Source organism: Agrococcus sp. UYP33 (genome assembly GCF_054060915.1).
The window spans coordinates 1,699,760-1,719,487 of record NZ_JBSSDR010000001.1; the positions used below are offsets into that span (position 1 = coordinate 1,699,760).

The 19,728-nt window shown below is 73.0% G+C and carries 17 protein-coding genes and 1 tRNA gene; 9 read left to right on the plus strand and 9 right to left on the minus strand.

Going from position 1 to position 19,728, the window contains the following annotated elements; all coding sequences use genetic code 11:
• The first annotated feature begins 12 nt into the window (after positions 1-12).
• Positions 13-3,831 carry an AAA family ATPase gene (locus tag ACVWW9_RS08370; RefSeq protein ID WP_456515106.1) on the plus strand — a complete coding sequence of 1,273 codons (3,819 nt, stop codon included), beginning with the start codon at positions 13-15 and terminating at the stop codon, positions 3,829-3,831.
• A gap of 62 nt (positions 3,832-3,893) precedes the next feature.
• Positions 3,894-4,028, plus strand: a complete 135-nt coding sequence (locus ACVWW9_RS08375) for a hypothetical protein (protein ID WP_456515107.1) — start codon at positions 3,894-3,896, stop codon at positions 4,026-4,028.
• 51 nt (positions 4,029-4,079) lie between these two features.
• On the opposite strand, the gene mscL is transcribed toward ACVWW9_RS08375, so the two are convergent.
• The 3 genes from mscL to ACVWW9_RS08390 are packed head-to-tail and all read right to left on the minus strand — an operon-like array spanning position 4,080 to position 5,375.
• On the minus strand, positions 4,080-4,496 hold the full coding sequence (gene mscL, locus ACVWW9_RS08380; protein ID WP_456515108.1) for a large conductance mechanosensitive channel protein MscL: 417 nt from the start codon (positions 4,494-4,496) through the stop codon (positions 4,080-4,082).
• Positions 4,497-4,499: 3 nt separating this feature from the next.
• The gene (locus ACVWW9_RS08385) at positions 4,500-4,778 is read right to left on the minus strand and encodes an FmdB family zinc ribbon protein (RefSeq protein WP_456515109.1); all 279 of its coding nucleotides are present in this window, start codon (positions 4,776-4,778) and stop codon (positions 4,500-4,502) included.
• 3 nt (positions 4,779-4,781) lie between these two features.
• A complete protein-coding gene (locus ACVWW9_RS08390) occupies positions 4,782-5,375 on the minus strand; it encodes a 5-formyltetrahydrofolate cyclo-ligase (protein WP_456515110.1) in 594 nt (197 codons plus the stop codon).
• A gap of 95 nt (positions 5,376-5,470) precedes the next feature.
• On the opposite strand from ACVWW9_RS08390, the gene ACVWW9_RS08395 reads away from it, so the two are divergent.
• From ACVWW9_RS08395 to ACVWW9_RS08405, 3 genes are all read left to right on the plus strand, one after another.
• On the plus strand, positions 5,471-7,783 hold the full coding sequence (locus tag ACVWW9_RS08395; RefSeq protein ID WP_456515111.1) for an LLM class flavin-dependent oxidoreductase: 2,313 nt from the start codon (positions 5,471-5,473) through the stop codon (positions 7,781-7,783).
• Between the two features lie 10 nt (positions 7,784-7,793).
• A complete protein-coding gene (locus ACVWW9_RS08400) occupies positions 7,794-8,453 on the plus strand; it encodes a GNAT family N-acetyltransferase (protein WP_456515112.1) in 660 nt (219 codons plus the stop codon).
• Between the two features lie 107 nt (positions 8,454-8,560).
• The gene (locus tag ACVWW9_RS08405) at positions 8,561-9,811 is read left to right on the plus strand and encodes a hypothetical protein (protein ID WP_456515113.1); all 1,251 of its coding nucleotides are present in this window, start codon (positions 8,561-8,563) and stop codon (positions 9,809-9,811) included.
• Positions 9,812-9,814: 3 nt separating this feature from the next.
• On the opposite strand, the gene ACVWW9_RS08410 is transcribed toward ACVWW9_RS08405, so the two are convergent.
• Positions 9,815-10,255, minus strand: a complete 441-nt coding sequence (locus tag ACVWW9_RS08410) for a hypothetical protein (RefSeq protein WP_456515114.1) — start codon at positions 10,253-10,255, stop codon at positions 9,815-9,817.
• A gap of 118 nt (positions 10,256-10,373) precedes the next feature.
• Here ACVWW9_RS08410 and ACVWW9_RS08415 point away from each other — a divergent pair.
• Positions 10,374-10,449 (plus strand) — tRNA-Ala (locus ACVWW9_RS08415).
• Between the two features lie 118 nt (positions 10,450-10,567).
• On the plus strand, positions 10,568-11,935 hold the full coding sequence (locus ACVWW9_RS08420; RefSeq protein ID WP_354255976.1) for a glycosyltransferase: 1,368 nt from the start codon (positions 10,568-10,570) through the stop codon (positions 11,933-11,935).
• 2 nt (positions 11,936-11,937) lie between these two features.
• On the opposite strand, the gene ACVWW9_RS08425 is transcribed toward ACVWW9_RS08420, so the two are convergent.
• From ACVWW9_RS08425 to galE, 5 genes are all read right to left on the minus strand, one after another.
• The gene (locus ACVWW9_RS08425; protein ID WP_456515115.1) at positions 11,938-12,384 is read right to left on the minus strand and encodes a pyridoxamine 5'-phosphate oxidase family protein; all 447 of its coding nucleotides are present in this window, start codon (positions 12,382-12,384) and stop codon (positions 11,938-11,940) included.
• 4 nt (positions 12,385-12,388) lie between these two features.
• A complete protein-coding gene (locus tag ACVWW9_RS08430; RefSeq protein ID WP_123697244.1) occupies positions 12,389-13,000 on the minus strand; it encodes an NADPH-dependent FMN reductase in 612 nt (203 codons plus the stop codon).
• 112 nt (positions 13,001-13,112) lie between these two features.
• Positions 13,113-13,901 carry a class I SAM-dependent methyltransferase gene (locus tag ACVWW9_RS08435; RefSeq protein WP_354255968.1) on the minus strand — a complete coding sequence of 263 codons (789 nt, stop codon included), beginning with the start codon at positions 13,899-13,901 and terminating at the stop codon, positions 13,113-13,115.
• A 78-nt stretch (positions 13,902-13,979) separates the two neighbouring features.
• Positions 13,980-14,954, minus strand: coding sequence for a hypothetical protein (locus ACVWW9_RS08440; RefSeq protein WP_456515116.1), 975 nt, complete (start codon positions 14,952-14,954; stop codon positions 13,980-13,982).
• A gap of 93 nt (positions 14,955-15,047) precedes the next feature.
• Complete coding sequence (galE, locus tag ACVWW9_RS08445; RefSeq protein WP_456515117.1) at positions 15,048-16,058, minus strand: UDP-glucose 4-epimerase GalE; 1,011 nt, start codon at positions 16,056-16,058, stop codon at positions 15,048-15,050.
• Between the two features lie 369 nt (positions 16,059-16,427).
• Here galE and ACVWW9_RS08450 point away from each other — a divergent pair, with 369 nt between their 5' ends.
• On the plus strand, positions 16,428-18,278 hold the full coding sequence (locus ACVWW9_RS08450) for a heparin lyase I family protein (RefSeq protein WP_456515118.1): 1,851 nt from the start codon (positions 16,428-16,430) through the stop codon (positions 18,276-18,278).
• Positions 18,279-18,420: 142 nt separating this feature from the next.
• Positions 18,421-19,728: an O-antigen ligase family protein gene (locus ACVWW9_RS08455; RefSeq protein ID WP_456515119.1), complete on the plus strand. Its 1,308-nt coding sequence runs from the start codon at positions 18,421-18,423 to the stop codon at positions 19,726-19,728.

The following is a 19,728-nucleotide window of genomic DNA, read 5'->3' on the forward strand; positions in this document are numbered from 1 at the left end:
TATCGTGACGGTGTGCGCGAAGACGAGATCGAGAACCTGGGCGACGAGCCCGTCGACGGCGCGACGCACGACGCGGTCGAGCTCGTGCAGCCCGCGGCGGCCCCGAGCGACGACGGCGCCGACGACGGCCTCGGCGGTGCGCCGGTGTTCGAGCAGTCGGGAGCCGCGCAGGACGCAGCGCCGCAGGCCGCCCGGGTGCCGGAGCGCCAGCCCGACCCGGAGCCTCGGCGCTCGCGTCGCGATGGCGAGTGGGAGGCGTGGGCGGGTGCGCTCCGCCGCGTCGGCGGACGGAGCCCGCTGACCGACTTCATCGACACCACCGCCACGCGCGTCGAGCTGTCGACGACGCATCCCGGCGGCCTCGCGCAGTTCATCACCGGCCGTCCGACGGCGCTCTCGAGCCTCATCCGCGACGACCTCGCCCTGCGCGCCGCCCGTGGCGCCGCGGCGGCGATCGCGTCGAAGGGCATCGAGCTGGCCGCCGCCCGCTCGATCGACGCCGTGCACCTCGGGATCGGCATGGTGCGCTTCCCGCACGGCGATCGCGACGTCTACGGTCCCATGCTGCTCCGACCGCTCATGATCCGCCGCCGCGGCCGCGACTTCGAGCTGCAGCTGCTCGGGCGCCCGTTCGTCAACCCGCGCATCGCGAGCATCCTGCGCGGCCACCACGGCGTGCGGCTCGACGAGCGCCAGCTGATCGAGCTCGCCTCCGGCGAGGGCACCTTCACGCCGAACGCGGTGCTGGATGCGGTGCGGCAGGCGGCCGCGCACGTGCCCGGCTTCTCGGTCGAGGCGCGCCTGCTGGCGTCGACCTTCGCCGACGTCGGCGAGCCGATGGTCACCGACCTGCAGCAGCAGCCGCACGACGTGCTCGACGCCGTGCGCGGCGACGAGCAGGCCGCGTGGCGGGTGCGCGAGGGCCGCGCCGGCATCGACGAGACGCCGCAGGACCAGCGCGACCCCGAGGTCGACCGGCTCGTGCTCGACGCGGACGGCGAGCAGGACGCGGTGATCGCGGAGGCCGCCGCCGGCAACTCGATCGTGGTCGAGGCGCTGCCGGGCACCGGCCTCACCCAGACGATCGTGAACGTCGTCGGCGCGCTCGTCGGCGACGATCGCCGCGTGCTCGTCGTCAGCCCGCGCCGCGCGACGCTGCGCGACATCGCCGACCGCTTCGCCGCCACCAAGCTCGAGGCGCTCGCCGTCTCGGAGGCGACCCTGCGCCGCGACCTCATCGCCGCCATCCGCCGCATCGAGCAGAGCCCGCGGCCCGAGACGGCCGAGATCGACGAGGCCATGCTGCGCCTTCGCAAGGTGCTGCTCGACTACCGCGCCGCCCTCCAGCGCGTCGACCCCGAGCTGCAGGTGTCGGTGCTCGACGCCCTCAAGGAGCTCTCGCGGCTCGCGATGCTGCCGACGCCGCCGTCGACCCGCGCGCGCCTCAGCGAGCGAGCGACGCGCGAGCTCGCCACCGACCGGCCGCGCGTGGCGGCGACGATGCGCAAGGCCGCGGCGCTCGGGCAGTTCAAGTACGGGCCGAGCGACACGCCCTGGTACGGCGCGTCGTTCTCGAGCTCCGGCGACGCGTCCGCTGCGCTCGCCGACGCGCAGCGGCTCGCCGGCCCCAGCTCGGACGGCGGTCCCGGCGACCTCGCCGCCCTGCTCGCGCAGGCGAAGCGGGTCATCGGCGACACGAAGCTGCGCCCTGCCGCGACGCTCGCCGAGCTCGCGATCCAGGTGGCGCTGCTCACCGACGTGCTCGCGACCCTCGACGTGATGACGCCGTCGATCTACGACCGCCCGCTCGGCGAGCTCATCACCGCCACCGGCCCGCGCCGCGAGGCCGTGCAGGCGCTCGGCAGCATGCAGCGCCGCCGGCTCCGGAAGCTCGCGGAGGAGTACGTGCGGCCCGGCGCGCACGTGCCCGACCTGCACGACGTGCTCATCGCGGCGCAGCAGCAGCGCCGGCTCTGGGCGAAGTTCGCGCCCGACGGGTCGATCCCGGCGGTGCCGTCCGGCCTCGCCGCGCTCGACACCCGCCTCACCGACATCCTCGAGCGCCTCGCGCGGCTCGACGCCGCGCTCAGCCCGGAGGTGCCGAGCACCGACCTGCAGCTCGACGACCTCGAGGAGCGGGTCGCGGGCCTGGCGGCGCCGAGCGACGCGCTGCAGAACATCCAGGAGCGCGCCGAGCTCATGGCGTCGGTCGAGCGCCTCGGCCTCGATCCGCTGCTCGCCGACTTCGCGAACCGGCACGTCGCCGACGACCAGGTCGAGCACGAGCTCGACCTCGCGTGGTGGCAGTCCGCGCTGCAGGCGATGCTCGGCAAGGAGCGCGCGCTGCTGCGCGGCAACACCGAGGTGCTCCAGCGCCTCGAGCAGGACTTCGCGCTCGTCGACGAGGCGCACGTCGACGCCTCGAGCGCACGGCTCGCGCACCAGCTCGCCAAGCAGTGGCGGCTCGCCATCGACGACCACGGCGACGAGGCGGCCGCGGTCAAGCGGCTCATCAAGGCGGGCCCCGTCGACGCCGACGAGCTGCAGCACGTCGCGCCCCACCTGACGCGCTCGCTCGCGCCCGTGTGGCTCGCCTCGCCGTACGACCTGCACCGGGTGCCGAAGCGCATCCCGTTCGACGCCGTCGTGATCGCCGACGCCGGTGCCATCACGATCGCCGAGGCCGCGGGCGCCATCAGCCGCGCGCGCCAGGTGATCGCGCTCGGCGACTCGGTGACGCAGACGCCCTCGCCGTTCGACGTCGGCATCTCGACGCTCGGCATCCGGCCGAGCGAGGAGCTGGCGACCCCCGACGAGCTGCACGCCGAGTCGGCGCTGTCGCGGCTCGGCCAGGTGCTGCCGACGCGGCGCCTCACCCGCTCGTACCGCACGGGCGGCGCCGACCTCGTCGCCGCCGTCAACGAGCGCTTCTACGAGGGCCGCATCGAGGCGCTGCCGTGGGCTGGCGCCTACCTGGGTCACGCGTCGCTGACGAGCTCGATCGTGCACGGCGCGCACGGGCTGCCCGAGCAGGGCGCCGCGACGGTCGAGAGCCCGGACGCCGAGGTCGAGCGCGTCGTGCAGCTCGTCACGCAGCATGCGCGCTCGCGGCCGCAGGAGTCGCTCATGGTCGTCACGGCGAACGAGAAGCACGAGGTGCGGCTGCAGCAGGCCGTCATGGCGTCGCTCGGCGCCGGCGGCCCGCTCACCGACTTCGTCGTCGCGGAGCGCGAGGAGCCCTTCGTCATCGTCGACATCACGCACGCGAGCGCGCTGAGCCGCGACCGCGTGATCTTCTCGGTGGGCTACGGGCACACGAAGCACGGCCGCAACGTGGAGTTCGGCCCGCTCGGCGAGCCGGGCGGCGAGCGGATGCTCGCGGTCGCCATGACGCGCGCCCGCAAGGCGATGCAGATCGTCACGGCCTTCGACGCGGCCGAGCTCGACCCCGAGCGGCTCGCGCACGGTGCCGCGCAGCTGCGCGAGATCCTGCTCGACATCGCAGGCGGCGAGCAGCCGAAGTCGTTCCACGGCGGCGACCCGCTCATGATCGACCTCGCCACGCGCCTGCGCCGCCGGGGGCTCCGCGCCGACGTCTCGTACGACGGCCAGCTGCCGCTCGTGGTCGCCAACGGCGGCGTCTGCGCGGCGATCGAGGCTGACCACGACGACGGCGAGCGCACGCTGCGCGAGGCGCTGCGCCTGCGCCCCGAGGTGCTGCGGCGCTTCGGCTGGCACACCATGCGCGTGCACGCGTTCGAGCTGTTCACCGATCCCGAGGGCGTCGCCGACCGCATCGCCGAGCTCGTCGGGGCGGATGCTTCGCAGTGACCGGTGCGGCGAGCTCGCCTCCCGAGGGCGAGCACATCGAGGGCGATGAGCCGAGGCCGCTCGTGATCAGGCGGCGCGGCCGGCGGGTGTCGACCGAGCCGACGCCCGGCTACACGGGCGAGCCGCCGCGCGAGCAGCAGCAGTCGACCGAGAACGACGCGCAGCTGCGGCAGGACGTCCCGCCCCACTGGGGCTGACGCATCCGCAGACCGGGCAGGCCGGTCGCGGTGCGCCTCGACGGCGACGCGTCAGGCCGTCGGGGCGCCCGGCGTCGTCGACGTGGAGGGGGTCGCCTGCGCCCGCAGCAGCTCGCGGATGTCCTGCAGGATCTCGACGTCGGTCTCCACCTGCTCCGCCGGGGCGAGCTCGAGCTCGCGGTTGCGGTCGAGGCGCTCCTTGAGCTTCGCCATCGGCAGGATCAGCACGAAGTAGACGACCGCGGCGACGATGAGGAAGTTGATCACGGCGGCGAGCAGCAGGCCGAGCTTGAACGGGCCGACCATCACACCCGCGAGGGCGTCGGCGTTGAACGCCATCGCGAGCAGCGGATCGATGATCGCCTGCGTGAAGGCGCTCACGATCCCGGTGAAGGCAGCGCCGATGACGACCGCGGTCGCCAGCTCGACGACGTTGCCGCGCAGCAGGAACTTCTTGAAGCCCTCCACGGCTCAGTCGCTCGAGCTCGAGGACGAGCTCGACGAGGACGAGCTGGACGACGTCGACGAGCTCGACGAGGAGCCGCCTGCCGGCGCCTTCGCGGCGCCGCTCGCGGCGCGCGAGTCGGTGCGGTAGAAGCCGGAGCCGTTGAAGGTGACGCCGACGGTGCCGTACTGCTTGCGGAGCGCGCCCTGGCAGCGCTCGCAGACCGTGAGCGACGGCTCATCGAAGCCCTGCCGAGCCTCGAACGCGTGTCCGCAGGCGGTGCAGGCGTAGGCGTAGACGGGCATTGGTCAGCTCCTCGATGTGGTGTGGATCCCGGACGGCGTGACGACGCCGTCAACAGGCTGGTCGTACGCCGCGTGCGGCACGCTGTCGAACAGCTCGTCGTCGTGGACCACGGCATAGACCAACGGACATTCTGCCATCGCCGCCATGGTCTTGTCGAAGAATCCGCGACCGCCGCCGAGCCGCGAGCCGTCGCGGCCGGCCGCGGTCGCCGGGATGAGCATGAGGTCGACGTCGTCGAGCGCCGTCGGCGGCAGCGTCTCGCCGGTGGGCTGCGGCACGCCGAGCGTCGCCTCGACGGTCTCGGTGCCGTCGTGCTCGGCCCAGTCGAGCAGCCCATCCGTGCGGATGATCGGCAGCAGCACCCGGATGCCCTCACCCGTGGCCCAGCGCAGGAAGACGCGGGTGTCGGGCTCGTCGGGCAGCGACAGGTAGGCGGAGATCGTGCGGGCGCCGAGCGTCTCGGTGAGGCGCCGGAGGTGCTCGGCGAGGGAGGCTGCGTGGTCTGCTGCTGCCGGACCGCGCTCCGCCCGCTGCGTGCGCAGGCGCCTCCGCAGCAGCCGCTTGGCGTCCTCGATGGCGGACTCGTCGTCGCTCACACGGCGACGGTAGCGCGTCGCCGTGGGAATCTTGCCCACCGTGCGCGGTTGGACCCGGTGGGCGACCACGCGCCCGGGACGGGGACGCGATCGCCATGGACTACGGCCACGAGCTCGAGTACGGCGTGTTCATCACGCCGACGAACCAGCCGCCGGCGCAGCCCGTGCGGCTCGCCCAGGCGGCCGAGCTGGCGGGGTTCGACCTCGCGACGTTCCAGGACCACCCCTACCAGCCCGCCTTCCACGACACGTGGACGCTCATGAGCTGGATCGCGGCGTCGACCGACCGCATCCGCATCGCGCCGAACGTGCTCAACGTGCCGCTGCGCCAGCCGGCCGTCGTCGCGCGCAGCGCCGCGAGCCTCGACCTGCTCTCCGGCGGCCGCTTCGAGCTCGGCCTCGGTGCCGGCGGCTTCTGGGACGCGATCGCCGCCATGGGCGGCACGAGGCTGACACCCGGCGAGGGCGTGGATGCGCTCGCCGAGGCGATCGCCATCATCCGCGGCATCTGGGAGACGAGCGAGCGCGGCGGGGTGCGCGTCGAGGGCGAGCACCACCGCGTCGCCGGCGCGAAGCGCGGGCCGCGCCCGGCGCATCCGATCCCGCTCCACATCGGCGCCTACAAGCCGCGCATGCTGCGCCTCACCGGCAGGCTCGGCGACGGCTGGCTCCCATCGCTCGGGTACCTGCAGCCCGGCGACCTCGGCCGCGGCAACCGGACGATCGACGAGGCGGCCGCGCGGGCGGGCCGAGACCCGCGCGAGATCCGCCGACTGCTCAACATCAGCGGGCAGATCGGCGAGCGCTCCACGGGCCGGCTGCAGGGCCCGCCCGACCAGTGGGTGGAGGAGCTCGTCGAGCTCACGCTCGGCGAGGGCATCGGCACCTTCATCCTCGCCGCGGACGACCCGGGGCTGATGGAGCGGTTCATGGCGGAGGTGGCCCCCGCCGTCCGCGAGCAGGTCGCGGCCGAGCGCGTCGAGCGCGGCACCGACACCGCGCCCGCGGTCTCCGCGGCGGCGCTCGCGAAGCGCGCGGCGGGCCTCGACTACGCCGCCGTCCCGGCGAGCCTGCAGGCGACGGCGGTCGAGCCCGGATCCTGGTCGTACCCGGACGCCCAGCACACCTACCTGCGCGGCGGGCGGCCCGGCATCGTGCTGCGGCCGACGAGCGTCACCCAGGTGGCGGATGCGCTGCGCTATGCCCGCGGCCAGGGCGTGGGGGAGGGGCAGGTGCCCCTCAGCATCCGGTCCGCCGGTCACGGCATCTCCGGCCGGTCGACGAACGACGGCGGCATCGTCGTCGACCTCGGCGCCTTCGACCGCATCGACGTCGTCGATGCCGACCGGCGCCTCGTGCGCGTCGGCGCCGGCGCCACGTGGGGCCAGGTCGCGACGGCGCTCGACCCGCACGGCTGGGCCATCAGCTCGGGCGAATACGGCGGCGTGGGCGTCGGCGGGCTCGCGACGACCGGCGGCGTCGGCTTCCTCGGCCGCGAGCACGGGCTCACGGTCGACCACATCGAGTCGGTCGACGTCGTGCTCGCCGACGGCTCCCTCGTGCGCGCGAGCCGCGACGAGCACCCAGAGCTCTACTGGGGCATGCGCGGCGCCGGCGCCAACCTCGGCGTCGCGGTCGCCTTCGAGATGATCGCGCAGCCGGTCGGGCAGATCGGCTTCGCGCAGCTCGTCTTTGACGCGAGCGACACCGCCGACTTCCTCGAGCGCTGGGGCGCGGCCACCGAGGCGAGCGACCGAGCGGTGACGCCGTTCCTGCTCATCGGCCGCGACCGCCCGCGCCAGTCGCGCATCGCGCAGGTGATGATCGCCGTCGACGCCTCCGAGCCCGAGACGATCGTCGGCCACCTGCAGCCGTTCGCGATGGTCGGGCCGCTCGTGCAGCAGCAGGTCGTCCGCACGCGCTACGCCGGGGTCATCGACAACGCGGCCGGTGGCGCGCACCAGGGGCAGGGGGAGCCGACCACCCGGTCGGCGCTGCTGCGCTCGATCACGCCGGCCGTGGCCACGGCACTCGCGCGCTTCCTCGACACCGGCGCGCACTTCTTCTTCCAGATCCGCGCGATGGGCGGCGCGATCGGTGACGTCGACGCGGATGCGACCGCGTTCGCGCACCGCGACGCCGGCTTCTCGGTGACCGCGTTCGGCATGGACCGCACGCGCCTCGACGCCGCGTGGGACACGCTCGTCGCGCCGCACGCATCCGGCCTGTACCTCTCGTTCGAGACCGACCAGCGGTCCGGCCGGCTCGAGGAGGCGTTCCCGCCCGCGACGCTCGCGCGGCTGCGCGCGCTGAAGGCAGAGGTCGACCCCGATAACCTGTTCCGCGACAACTTCAACGTCGTGCCCGCCGCGCTCGTCGAGGAGCGGTCGCCTCGCCGGACCGCCTAGGCTCGCTCTCGTGTTCGACACTGCGCCGCGGCTCACCCATGGCGCCATCACCGTGCGCGGCATCCGTCAGCGCGACGCGAAGGCGCTCGAGGCCGAGCTGATCGCCAACCGCCCCTGGCTCGAGCGCTGGGAGGCGACGCTGCCGGGCACGCGGCCGAGCGGCCGCTTCGACACCCGCTCGTCGATCCGCTCGCTGCTCGAGTCCGATCGCGACGGCACCGGCATGGCGTTCGCGATCGAGGTCGACGGCGAGTTCGCCGGCCAGCTCAACGTCGCGAACATCTCCGGCGGGGCGCTCGCGTCGTCGACGCTCGGCTACTGGATCGCGCAGCGGTTCGCAGGCCGCGGCGCCACGACGACGGCGGTCGCGCTCGTCGCCGACCACCTGCTCGGCCCGGCGGGCCTGCACCGCGTCGAGGTGTGCATCCGCCCCGAGAACGTGGCGAGCCTGCGGGTGGTCGAGAAGCTCGGCTTCCGCTACGAGGGCTGCCGCCGCCGCTACATCCACATCGACGGCGACTGGCGCGACCACCTGTGCTTCGCGATCGTGCGCGAGGAGCTCGCCGAGCCGATGCTGCAGCGCTGGCTGGCCGGCCGGGTGCCGCCGTTCGACCGCTCCGTCTACCCGGTCGAGGTCGGCGGCGACCCGCGCGCGGGCTCTCCGCGCTGACCCGAGCGCGCGCGCCGGAGCCGCTCGCGCGGCAATGTTCCCGATGCGTGGCGAACCGCCGCACGGCCTCCCGAGATCGGGCCCGCGCCGCCGCTACCGTGCAGGACATGCCAGAGTTCGCAGGTCTCGGGACGTCCCTCGTCCTCATCGTCGCGGTGGTGCTCTGGGTCGCCTACCTGGTGCCCGTCTGGACCCGCAAGCGCGAGTACCTCGCCACCGAGCGCAACGCCATCCGCCTGCAGCAGACGCTGCGGATCATGGCCGAGTCGGCCGAGTCGCCGGAGGAGGTGCGCATCGAGGCCGATGCCCGCACCATCGCCGTGCAGCAGAAGGCGGTCGCCAAGGAGGCGCGCCTCAAGCAGGCGATGGAGCACGCGAAGGCCGTCGCGCGGGCGCGCGAGCTCGACGAGCAGATCAAGGCGGTCGAGCGCGAGGTGCGTGCCGCGGTGAAGTCGACCGTCTCGCGCGCGCAGCGCCTGCGCCGCACCCGCCTGGCGTGCTTCGCGCTCGTGCTCACCGCTGTGGTGGCTGTGGTCGCAGGCGCGGTCGTGCCGGGCCTGCAGGTGCTGCTCGCGCTCGGCGCCGTCGTCGCCGTGCTGGGCCTGGTCGGGCTCGTCGCCGTGAACGCGTCGGCGTCGCGGATGCGTCGCGTCGCGTCGTCCGCCCCAGAGGTGCGCACGCTCGTCGAGGCCCGGGAGGTCGCCGCGCAGGCGGTCGCCGCCGAGTCGCGCGTGGCCGAGCAGGTCGTCGCGCGGCAGGCGTCGCGCCCCGGTCAGCACCGCACCGCCGCCGTGCGCGCCGCGGTCTCCGCCTCCGGCGTGATCTTTGGCACCGCCGAGACCCCGCGCGCCGAGGCCGCCGGGACTGCGGACGAGGCCCCCGCGTCGCGCGCCTGGTCGCCCCGGCCGGTGCCCGAGCAGCGGCTGCGCCCCGAGTACCGCGCAGGCGACGAGCTGCTGCGGCGCGCCCGTGCGCAGCTCGCCGAGGATCGCCGCGCGATCTCGGGCCCCATCGCCCGCGTCGCGGCGCTCGAGGCGAGCTTCGACGAGATCGTCACCGGCGAGATCGGCACGGCCTCGTCGGCCGAGCCGGCCGGCGACCGCCGCACCGCGGAGACGCAGCCGGTCGCGCCCGTGCGCGAGATGCGCGTCGACCGGGGTCCCGCGGTCCCGGCCGTCGTCTTCGAGCAGCAGGCGCCGCTCGAGACCGAGCAGGACGAGCACCGCGTGCGCGTCGAGCAGCCCGCCCGCCAGGTCGAGCGACCGACGAGCGGCTCGCGCTTCGCCTCGATGGGCCTCGTCGACGACGAGCTCGAGCGCCTCGACGTGCACGAGGCGTTCCTCCGCCGCGTCGGCTGATCGCTAGGCGCGCCTGCGCCGGCCCGCGGTCGTCGCGAGCACGAGGCCGGCCAATGCGAAGAGCAGTGCGGTGAGCGCGCCGGTGCCGGGCGGCTCGTCCCAGGACTGCGGCACGGCGTTGAGCAGGGTGTACTCGACGATCGGGTTCGCCGCGATCGCGCACGCAGCGAGCAGCACGACGATGACGCTGCGCGCGACGCCCGAGCCGCGCGCGAGCAGCCGGTAGGCAGCGAGGCCTGCAGCGGCGAGCGCGAGCGGCCACAGCAGGCCGATCCAGCCCGTGTTGGGCCCGCTCGTGACGGCCGCGCAGCTCGGCGACAGTCCGGGTTGCAGCGGCATCGCCGCGTCGGCGCAGGGCTGCCAGACGACGACGATGATCGCGCCGAGCGCGATGCTGAGCACGATGGCGGCGGCACCGGCCGCGAGGACGAGAGCGCGAGGCACGATCGGACGCTAGCGACGCGCGGTGGCCGGGAGGTGAACGGCCGCGGACGGCATGACGACGCCTCGGCCGGCGCCGATTTCGTGGAGCCCGCCGTCGTCGGGTACGCTGATCCGGTCCGGGCCCGTAGCGCAGTTGGTAGCGCGTCTCGTTCGCAATGAGAAGGTCGGGGGTTCGATTCCCCCCGGGTCCACCACACGCAGAGCCCCGCCGCGAGGCGGGGCTCTGCTCGTCTCTGCGGGGAAGCCACCACACTTCCATAACAGTGTCCGCGATTCTCCTCAGGCGGTCGCATCCGGCACTACCGTGACGCCGTGGCACACATCCTCGTCACCGCGATGCCGTTCGCGGGACACGTCCGTCCGATGACCGCGGTCGCCGCAGCGCTGCTCGACCGCGGGCACCGCGTGACCGCCTACACCGGCGCCCGGTATGCGGAGGCGTTCGGTCGGCTGGGATGCGCGATCCTGCCGTGGAGCGCGGCCCAGGACTTCGACGAGACCCGACTCTCCGAGACCTTCCCCGACGCCGGTGGCCCTGGCCCGCTCGGGCTGATCGCCAACGTGCGCGACGTGTTCATCGGCACCGCGCGCGGGCAGGTCGACGACATGTGCGCGGCGCACGCGGTCACGCCGTTCGACGCGATCGTCGCCGACGTGCTCGCGGTCGGCGCCGGCCTCACCGCCGAGCTGCTCGACCTGCCGTGGGCGACCATCTCCGTCGTGCCGCTGTCGATGCCGAGCCGGGACCTGCCGCCGAGCGGTCTTGCCCTGGCGCCGGGTCGCGGCCGCTTCGGCGAGGCACGGGATGCGCTGCTGCGCCGCGCCGCCCCGACCATGACGGCGCCGCTCGACCGGCCGCACCGCGCCGTGCGAGCGTCGCTGGGGCTCGGCCCCGGGCGCCGGTTCGACAGCACCCTCTACTCGCCGACGCTCGTGATCGCCACCGGGGCGCCGTCGATCGAGTTCCCGCGCACCGATCTGCCGGCGACCGTGCACTTCGTCGGCCGCCTGGTGCCCCCGACCGCGGCGCGACCCACACCGGCGTGGGTCGCGCCGCTCCTGGAGCAGGGGTCGCCGGTGGTGTTCGTGACGCAGGGCACGCTCAACACCGAGCCGACCGACCTGCTCGTCCCCGCGCTGACAGGGCTCGCCGACGAGCCGGTGCGCGTGGTGGGCACCACCGCCGGTCGGGACGTCGGCGCCGAGCCGCCGGCGAACGCGCGGCTCGTCGACTTCGTCCCCTTCGCCGCGATCGTGCCGAGCTGCGAGGTCGGCGTCACGAACGGCGGCTGGGGAGGGGTGCTCGAGATGCTGTCGATGGGCGTGCCGCTCGTCGTCGCCGGCGGCACCCTCGACAAGCCGCAGATCGCAGCGCAGGTGGCGTACTCGGGCGCGGGGGTCGACCTGCGCACCGGCAGGCCGAAGCCCGCGCAGGTGCGCGACGCGGTCCGGCGGGTGCGGAGCGACCCCCGCTTCAAGCAGCGGGCGCTCGAGATCGCCGCCGAGCTCGAGCGGCTCGGCGGCGCGCGCCATGCCGCTGAGCTCATCGAGCGGCTCGTGCTGCCGGCGCCGCGCGCGGAGTCGACCCGATGGACGCGCGATCGGCCGCCGCCCGAGGAGGTGCCGCCCTCCGAGGAGGACGTCATCGTCGCGAGCGGGGCTTTGGTGCGGCCGGGCTGAGGTCAGTCGAGCCAGGCGCCGCCGCGCATGAGTTGCCGCTCCGGCAGCTCATCGACCTCGCGCCACGCCTGGATCTCCCTGGGGCGCACGCGGTACCACCGCATCCGCCCGGTCGACGCGCGGGGGTCGAAGCCCGCCCGAGCCGCGAACGCGTCGGCGCGCGCGGCAGGCAGGTCGTCGATGTCGAGCGCCTCCACGTCGCCGTCGATCATCGAGACGTCGCGCACGAGCCCGAGGCCGAGCCGGACACTGCCGGTCGTCTCGAGGTTGCGCCCGGTCGGGCTCGACGGCGAGGTGGCGAGCAGCAGCGTGTCGCCGTCCCAGTCGAACGAGAGCGGCACGAGGTGCGCCTCTCCGGCGGCGGAGGCGGTCGCGACCCACACGTCGACGTCCTCCGAGAGCCGCCGCTCCGTGTCGCGACGCCGCTGCTGGCGCGAGCGAGGCGCCATCCGCTCAGCCGGCCGCCGTCGAGCCGTCGGCCTTCGGCAGCACGGTGAGCACCCGGCGCACGAAGTCGTCGTAGGCCGCCATGTAGGTGCTCAGGAACTCCTTCGTCGACTCGACGGTGACGTCGTCATCGTCGTCGACGAGGCCGTCCTTGTACTGCACGTACGCCTCGATCTCGTTCATCATCGGGGCGTTGCAGAACGACATGATCGTCTTGAGGTGCTGCTGGCCGACCGCCGTGCCGATGCCGCCGGGCGAGGTGCCGATGATGCCGACGGGCTTCCGGTTCAGCGCGTTCTCGCCGTAGGGGCGGGACGCCCAGTCGATCGCGTTCTTGAGCGCGCCAGGGATGGATCGGTTGTACTCGGGCGTGACGATGAGGATGCCGTCGGCCTCCGTGATCGCGCGCTTGAGCTCGACGGCCTCCGGCGGGTAGGCGTCGTCGCGGTCCCGGTCGTAGAGGTCGAGCTGGTCGATCTCGATGAACGAGCACTGCAGCGCCGGGGGAGCGAGCTTGATGAGCGCGCGCGCGAGGCGACGGTTGATCGACGACGCGGCGATGCTGCCGCAGATGACGCCGATCGTGTACGGGGGTTCGTGGTGGTAGGTCTCGGCCATGGCCCCAGCCTGCACCCGGGGCCTGGACAGGTCCAGGGAGTGCGGCGAGCCGCTGCCCTCGAGCGTGAGCAGCTCGGCGCTGCTGCTCGCGAGTGCGGAGCCGCGGCATCGCTCATGCGGCCCCGGCGTCCGCCGCCTTCACGAGCCGGGCGCTGACGTACTGGATCTCGCGGCGCTCGAGCTTCGCGAAGGTCTCGGTGCCACGGAAGCCGGCGAAGGGCGCGAAGGCTCGGTGGAACCTCCGCGGGATCCACGCCTCCATCAAGGCGCGCCGACGGTCGTCATCCAGGTCCAGCGCACCCCGGACGTCCGCCGTGATGTCGTCGAGATCGACGAGCTCGAGCGGGCCCTCGCCGAGCCGGCGCCGCAGCGCGGCCATCTCCCGCGCCGGGCGGAGGTCGGCGAAGAGGAGGCTGCCACCCGGGCGCAGCACGCGGTGCACCTCCGCGAGGAAGTCGTCCATCGAGCTGTAGCAGTGGGACGACTCCACGTTGACGACGGCATCGAACGCGTCGTCGGGGAACGGCAGCGCGAGCGCGTCGCCCTCGACGAAGCTGAGCCCGGGAGCGCGTCGGTGCCGGCGGCACAGGGCGACGGCACGACGTGAGAGATCGAGCCCGATCGTGGCCCGCGGGGCTCGGTAGCGCGCGATGAACGACGCGCCCCCGCCGCGTCCGCACCCCACCTCGAGCACGTCAGCACCGCGCAGGTCCGTGCCGGTGAGCACGTGGTCGTAGAGCTGGATGCAGAGGCGGTCGGGCTCGTCGGCGGCGTCGAGCACGGGACGGTCCGCCGGAGGCTGCACGAGGTAGCCGTAGTTCATGAACGCCCACTCGGGTCGCTGCACCCGGGCAGCGAGCAGCTCGTACAGTGCTCGCCACGCGAGCTGGCGCACGCTCATGCCTCAGGCTAACCCCGTGGCCGGAGGCGCGCCCGAGCCGCGCGAGGCCGCCGATGCCGGGCCTCGAGCCGCGTCGGCCTACGGCACCTCGGGGAGCGTCGGGGCGTCGCCGCCGTTGCCGCCTTCGCCGCCGTCGCCGGGGTCCGTCGGTGTCGGCTCGCTCGGCGCCGGTGCCGGCGCCGGAGCCGGTGCCGGAGCGGGCTGCACCGGGCGGGGAGCGGGTGCCGGCGCCTGCTCCACGGGCGCCTCGACGGCGGCCTGCTCGGCGGCGATGGCCGCCTGCAGGTCGAGCGCCGCCTGCGCGTGGGCGGTGAGCGCCTCCAGCGCGTCGATCGTCTGGGCCGGCGCCGTCTGCGCGCGGAGGGGCTCGGTGGCCGCACCGAGCGCGTCGGCGGTGGCGCCCAGCCCGTTGACGGCGACGCGCGCATCCGCGGCCTGCAGCACGGCGGTTCCGAAGGCGGTGACCGTCTGGTCGAGCTGGTCGAGCCGTGCGGTGTCGGGCGCGGCGTCATCGAGCGCGGCTGCTCGCGACTCGAGCGCCTCCACGTCATCCGCCGTCAGGCCCGCGGGCGCAGGCTCGGTCGTCGGCGGCGCCTCCGCCAGGCACGCGGCGAGCGGGTCTGCGACGCCCTCGTACTCCGCGGCGACGGCAGCGTCGTCATCCGTCGTGAAGCCGGCGGCGAAGGCCTCGACCGCGGCCGCGCGGCTCTCCTCGAACGCGGCGCGGTCGACGGCCTCGATGATGATGTACGCGTCCTCGACGATGGCGGCGCCCCCGAGGGCGGCCTCCATGCGCTGCTCGAGCTGCACGCTGCCCACGATGCGGGCGTCAGCCTCGCACTGGGCCTGGAGCTGCGCGGCCTCCCAGGCGTCGATCGCGCTCGCCGCGGTCGCATAGCGCTCCTGCAGCTGGCTCGACGACCCGCTCGCGGCCTCCGCATCGGCTCGCCGCTGGTCCCCGACGATCGTCACGGCGACCACGGAGCCGACCGCGAAGAGCGCGGCGGCGCCGAGGCCTGCGTAGGCCCAGGGTCGGGTGCCTTCAGACGGCATAGAGGACGCGCATCCTTCCGCGGATCAGAGCATGGATGCCTGCCAGCGTACCCGGCGTGCACGACCGGGAGTCCGGACCGGGGATGCAGCGCGTCAGCCGCGGTAGCCGCGCGGGTTGCGCTGCTGCCAGCGCCAGGCATCCCTCGCCGCGTCGTCGAGGGTGCGCGTCGCCTGCCACCCGAGGCGCTCGCGCGCGAGGGTCGGGTCGGCGGTCGACACCGGAGCGTCGCCCGGGCGGCGGGCGACCACCTCGCTCGGCAGCGCATGCCCGACCGCCCGCTCGAAGGCGCGCAGCACGTCGAGCACGCTGCCGCCGATCCCCGTGCCGAGGTTGACGGTGAGCACGCCCGGCTCGAGCGCCTCCAGGGCGGCGACGTGCCCCTCGGCGAGATCCGAGACGTGGATGTAGTCGCGCACGCCGGTGCCGTCGGCGGTGTCGTAGTCGTCGCCGTAGATGCGGAGCCGCTCGCGCTCGCCGGCCGCGACCTGGGCGATGAAGGGCATGAGGTTGTTGGGCACGCCCTTGGGATCCTCGCCGATGTCGCCCGACTCGTGCGCGCCCACCGGGTTGAAGTAGCGCAGCACCGCTGCGCGGAGGCTCGGGTCGGCAGCGGCTGCGTCCGCGATGATCGCCTCGATCATCGCCTTCGTGCGTCCGTAGGGGTTCGGGAGGTCGATGCCGACCGGGGCGTCCTCGCGCAGCAGCTCGCCCGGCTGCTCGTAGACGGTCGCCGAGGAGGAGAACACGAAGCGGTCGACGCCGTGGGCCGCCATCGCCTCGAGCGTCGCGATCGCCGAGCCGAGGTTGACGCGGTAGTAGGTGAGGGGCTTCGCGACCGATTCCCCGACCGCCTTGAGCCCCGCGAAGTGGATGACGGCGTCGATGTCGTGCTCGTCGAGCACGCGGCCGACGAGCTCGCGGTCGCCCGCGTCGCCGGCGACCATCGGGATCTCGACGCCCGCGAGCCTGCCGGCGCGCTCGATCGCGGCGGGGCTCGCGTTGGACAGGTCGTCCAGCACGACGGGGGAGTGGCCGTGCTCCGCGAGTGCGATCGCGGTGTGGGAGCCGATGAAGCCGGCGCCGCCGGTGAGCAGTACGCGCATGGGTCTCCTGTGCTCGGGTACGAGGTCAGCGTACCGAGCGCGACCAGCCCGACCGGGCTGCACGCGGACCACGGACCAGAGCGGACGGCGCCGCCCGTACCGCGGGGGGACGAGGCCAGCACCCACAGGCTCGGTGATCGTGACGCCGCTGACGCCCGCCCGGCGGCCGTGCGGTCGGCGAGACGCGGGAGTAGATCGATCGTCGAACTACAAATTGCGCTGTCAAAGCATTTTGTCATAGACCGCAGGCTTGCCGCTTCGGTACTCTTGGAGGGAGCGACTCAGGCGCCGTACTCGCTTCGGCCGCTCTATTCGGCGCGGGGCGGGTTGGCCGCATGAGCTCTTCAGTAGCGAGAACGTGAGGCACTCATGCATCTGAACGATCCTTGGACCCAGCAGCTGAGCCGTCGAGGCCTTCTCCTGGCTGCGGCGGCTGGCACGATCGGCACCTTCCTCCCGAAGTGGACGCCCCTCCAGATCGCGAGCCCTGACCCTGAGGTTGCGAGTGCCGCCTTCATGTACTGCAACCTCGGAACCGGCGAGGTCATCAGAAGGGGCGTGGCAGTCACGCGTTCGCAATACGTGGTCGGCGCGGGCCAGATCGGGCCGCGCCTCCCGAACAAGCTCCAGTCCGTGCTCCCGTTCACGGGCGCTGACATCGGGAGCAACACGCTTCCCCAGGGCCTCGATTGGCACGGGTCCACCGCCCCGAAGACGCTGCTCGCCGCTGACGGCGGCGGCATCCGGTGGCGGGGGCGCAATACGACGTCCCGGTACTCCGGCGGTGTCCGTACACGCCTCGAGGTCGCGGCACCGGGTGAGAGCATCCTGGTGAGCTTCAAGGCGCGGATGACCGACGTCGTGGGTCATCGAGAAGCAGCGTTGATGATCAGCCTGCTCCGGACCACCGATAGCACGAGCACGACGCTGGAACGCGTGTACACCGCCCGAGATCAGAGCTTCGAGCGGTGCGTGGTGAGACTCACGGCGCCCCCCGGCGGCACGAGCGGCTGGAAGCTGGTCTTCACCGGCGAGGCCGGGGATGGCGCGCCGGACCAGCAGGCGACGTTCGAGATCCGCGACCTGATGGTCACCTCCGGGGGCGCCTCGAGCCCCTGGCTCGGCGAGCGCTACGCTGCGCCGCCCTACGCGCCAACGGAGTACGTCGGCGGCGACATCGTGGTCGATCCGAAGCTGGCGGCGAGCGAGTTCTACCTCGTGGCTCGAACGATCGACTTCGGCTGGATCGGTGTCCCCGTCGAGGTGAACGCACAGTCGCCGAAGATCTCCTTCTCCGAGGTGTTCGGGCCCGATGCCTGCCTCACCGTCGCCGAGTTCTACCTCGTCGCGAGGAGCCGGTGGCAATCCGGGTGGATCTCCAAGCTCGCCGGCGCGTCCACCTGGCTGCCGCTGCGCTACACGAACATCGACGGGATCGCCGGCAAGTCGCGGCCGGAATCGCAGGCACGTCTCTCGCGGGCCTCGGGAATGGTGGCGGGCCACTCGATCCCGGCGGGAACCACGGCTCGATCCATGACTCCGTCGCTCGATGCGCCACCGGAGACATGGGCGGCCTCGTTCGACTCTTCTCGTTGGTCGTACGTCTCGTTCCGAGTGGACAAGGCACCGTTCATCGGTGAGACCACCGTTCCGGCTGGCGTGCGATCCGAGCTGCATGTCCCGAACTGCCTCGACTACGACCGGCCCTACTGGTTCTCCTTCGCGTTCCGCGTCAACACGACCGTGCACGATGGTGTCTACAGCCGGAAGGTCGTGCTGTTCCAGACCCGGTACACGAAGAACGCTTCGGCTGACTCCTCTGCACTGGGTCCAGAGCTCGCGCTCGAGCAGCTGCCCGGGGACCGGTTCGCCGTGAGCTATCGAACCGACGATGGTGTGCCTGTCCTGGCGGGAAGCGGGACGCCCGCGGGCATCACGACGCGCACGCTGGGTCCTTGGTACGCGCCCCGGGGACGGTGGCAGAACCTGGTCATCCGCGCGAACTACTCCCGCTCTGGCGGGGGCGAGCTCGGTGTCTGGTTGAACGGCGAGACCTTGATCAACGCGCCGGTGCCCCTCGGCTACAACCGAGCGAACGGCCCGAAGGTCAGGTTCGGGGCGTACAAGTTCTCCGACTACCCGGCTACGACCGAGTTCCAGAACTTCGAGTTCGGTCCGAAGGAGCTGTCCGGTCGAATCCTGCGACCTCTCGCAGTGTGAGACTCCACAGGGACGAAAGCGCGTCGCTGACCCGTTGACACCTCGCTCGGTCCCTGGACGCGCGAGGCCGCCAGACGCAGAGCGCGACGCTCGGCGTGGGAGGATGAGGAAGCATCTCCGGACACCAGGACCGAGGCCAGCCATGATCCTCTTCACCGCGGTGGCGCTCGTCGTCATCGCTGCCTTCGTGCTGCTGGTGCATCACCCGCGCTTCGTACCGCACATCGCCCTGAGTGCCATCGTGATCCTCGCCGCGATGATCCCGCGCTTCGGCCCGTCTGACGAGCACCTCGTCGTCTTGACGGCCGGTAGCGCCGCCATCGGCGTGATCGCGGTGCTCCGGCGCGCGCCAGGGGAGGCGGGCCAGTACGTCGCGCTCAACCGTCTGCTCGTGGCCTACCTGGTGTACTCCTCTGCGATCGCCATCGTCTTCCTGACGCCGAGCGCCGCCGCGCTCCGAGCAGTGACAACGGTGGCGCTGATCCTCGTCGTGGTGCTCGCTCGTCGCACGAGTGTCGCGAGCACCGACTACTTCCCCGTGCTCTTGGCCTGCCTCGTGCTCGCGGAGGTCGCCTTCGGCGTGTCAGAGGCGTTCCTGGGGGCGGATGCCGTCTGGCCGAGGCCCGACGGATCCGATCGGCTCGAAGGGCGCGTGAACCACATCGCACCCTGGCTCGCCGGTCGAGTGCTCGGCACCTTCGCGGGCCCGATCCCGTATGGGACGGTGGCCGGCGTCGCGTTCCTCGCGGCCCTCTGGATGGTGATCGAGCGTGGTCGCCGGCGATTCATCTGGGTGCTCGCCATCGCCGCCTTCGGGCTCCTGCTCTCCGGCACGCGCAGCGCGATCCTCGCGGTGGTCCTGATCGTGGTGATGTGGCTGCTCGTCCGCTCGTCCGCGTCACGCCCTCTCATCGTGTGCGTCGGCCTCCTGGGGGGCGCCGCGCTCCTGCTCCTCTCAGACGTCGGGGCGCTCTTCGGCCTGCAGGGGTTCACCGACTCGACGAGCTACGAGCACCGTACGCAGATCCTCGGTTCGATCACTGATGTGCTGACGAAGCAGGACCCTCTCGCTGTGATCTTCGGCAACGGCGACAACGCTCGAGACCTGCTCGTCAACGGCACGATCACGACCACGACAGGCGTCACGGTCTTCGACAACCAGCTCGTCCGCGAGCTCGCGGCGTCCGGCGTCATCGGGACCACGCTCCTCATCGCTGGGATGGTGATGGCTCTGCGCCGGGGCAACGGGCTCTCCCGCATGGTCGTCGTGTTCGTCGGCCTCATGTTCCTGTCGTTCGACGCGCTGACCTGGCAGTCGGTCAGCGTGCTCTTCCTCATCGCCTGCGCGTCTCCACTCGCCGTCAAGCCGAACCTGGACGCAGCGACGGCAACTTCGCACATGCCTCGCCCGCGTGCAGCGAGGGGCGCACGGCTCAAGCCCTCCCCGTGA

Excerpts from the sequence above, each read along its gene's own strand:
- galE (WP_456515117.1), bottom strand. The coding sequence starts at position 16,058 with ATGCGCGTACTGCTCACCGGCGGCGCCGGCTTCATCGGCTCCCACACC.
- ACVWW9_RS08450 (WP_456515118.1), top strand. The coding sequence starts at position 16,428 with ATGCATCTGAACGATCCTTGGACCCAGCAGCTGAGCCGTCGAGGCCTT.
- ACVWW9_RS08385 (WP_456515109.1), bottom strand. The coding sequence starts at position 4,778 with ATGCCCGTCTACGCCTACGCCTGCACCGCCTGCGGACACGCGTTCGAG.
- ACVWW9_RS08430 (WP_123697244.1), bottom strand. The coding sequence starts at position 13,000 with ATGGCCGAGACCTACCACCACGAACCCCCGTACACGATCGGCGTCATC.
- ACVWW9_RS08405 (WP_456515113.1), top strand. The coding sequence starts at position 8,561 with ATGCCAGAGTTCGCAGGTCTCGGGACGTCCCTCGTCCTCATCGTCGCG.
- ACVWW9_RS08440 (WP_456515116.1), bottom strand. The coding sequence starts at position 14,954 with ATGCCGTCTGAAGGCACCCGACCCTGGGCCTACGCAGGCCTCGGCGCC.
- ACVWW9_RS08395 (WP_456515111.1), top strand. The coding sequence starts at position 5,471 with ATGGACTACGGCCACGAGCTCGAGTACGGCGTGTTCATCACGCCGACG.
- ACVWW9_RS08455 (WP_456515119.1), top strand. The coding sequence starts at position 18,421 with ATGATCCTCTTCACCGCGGTGGCGCTCGTCGTCATCGCTGCCTTCGTG.
- ACVWW9_RS08425 (WP_456515115.1), bottom strand. The coding sequence starts at position 12,384 with ATGGCGCCTCGCTCGCGCCAGCAGCGGCGTCGCGACACGGAGCGGCGG.
- ACVWW9_RS08435 (WP_354255968.1), bottom strand. The coding sequence starts at position 13,901 with ATGAGCGTGCGCCAGCTCGCGTGGCGAGCACTGTACGAGCTGCTCGCT.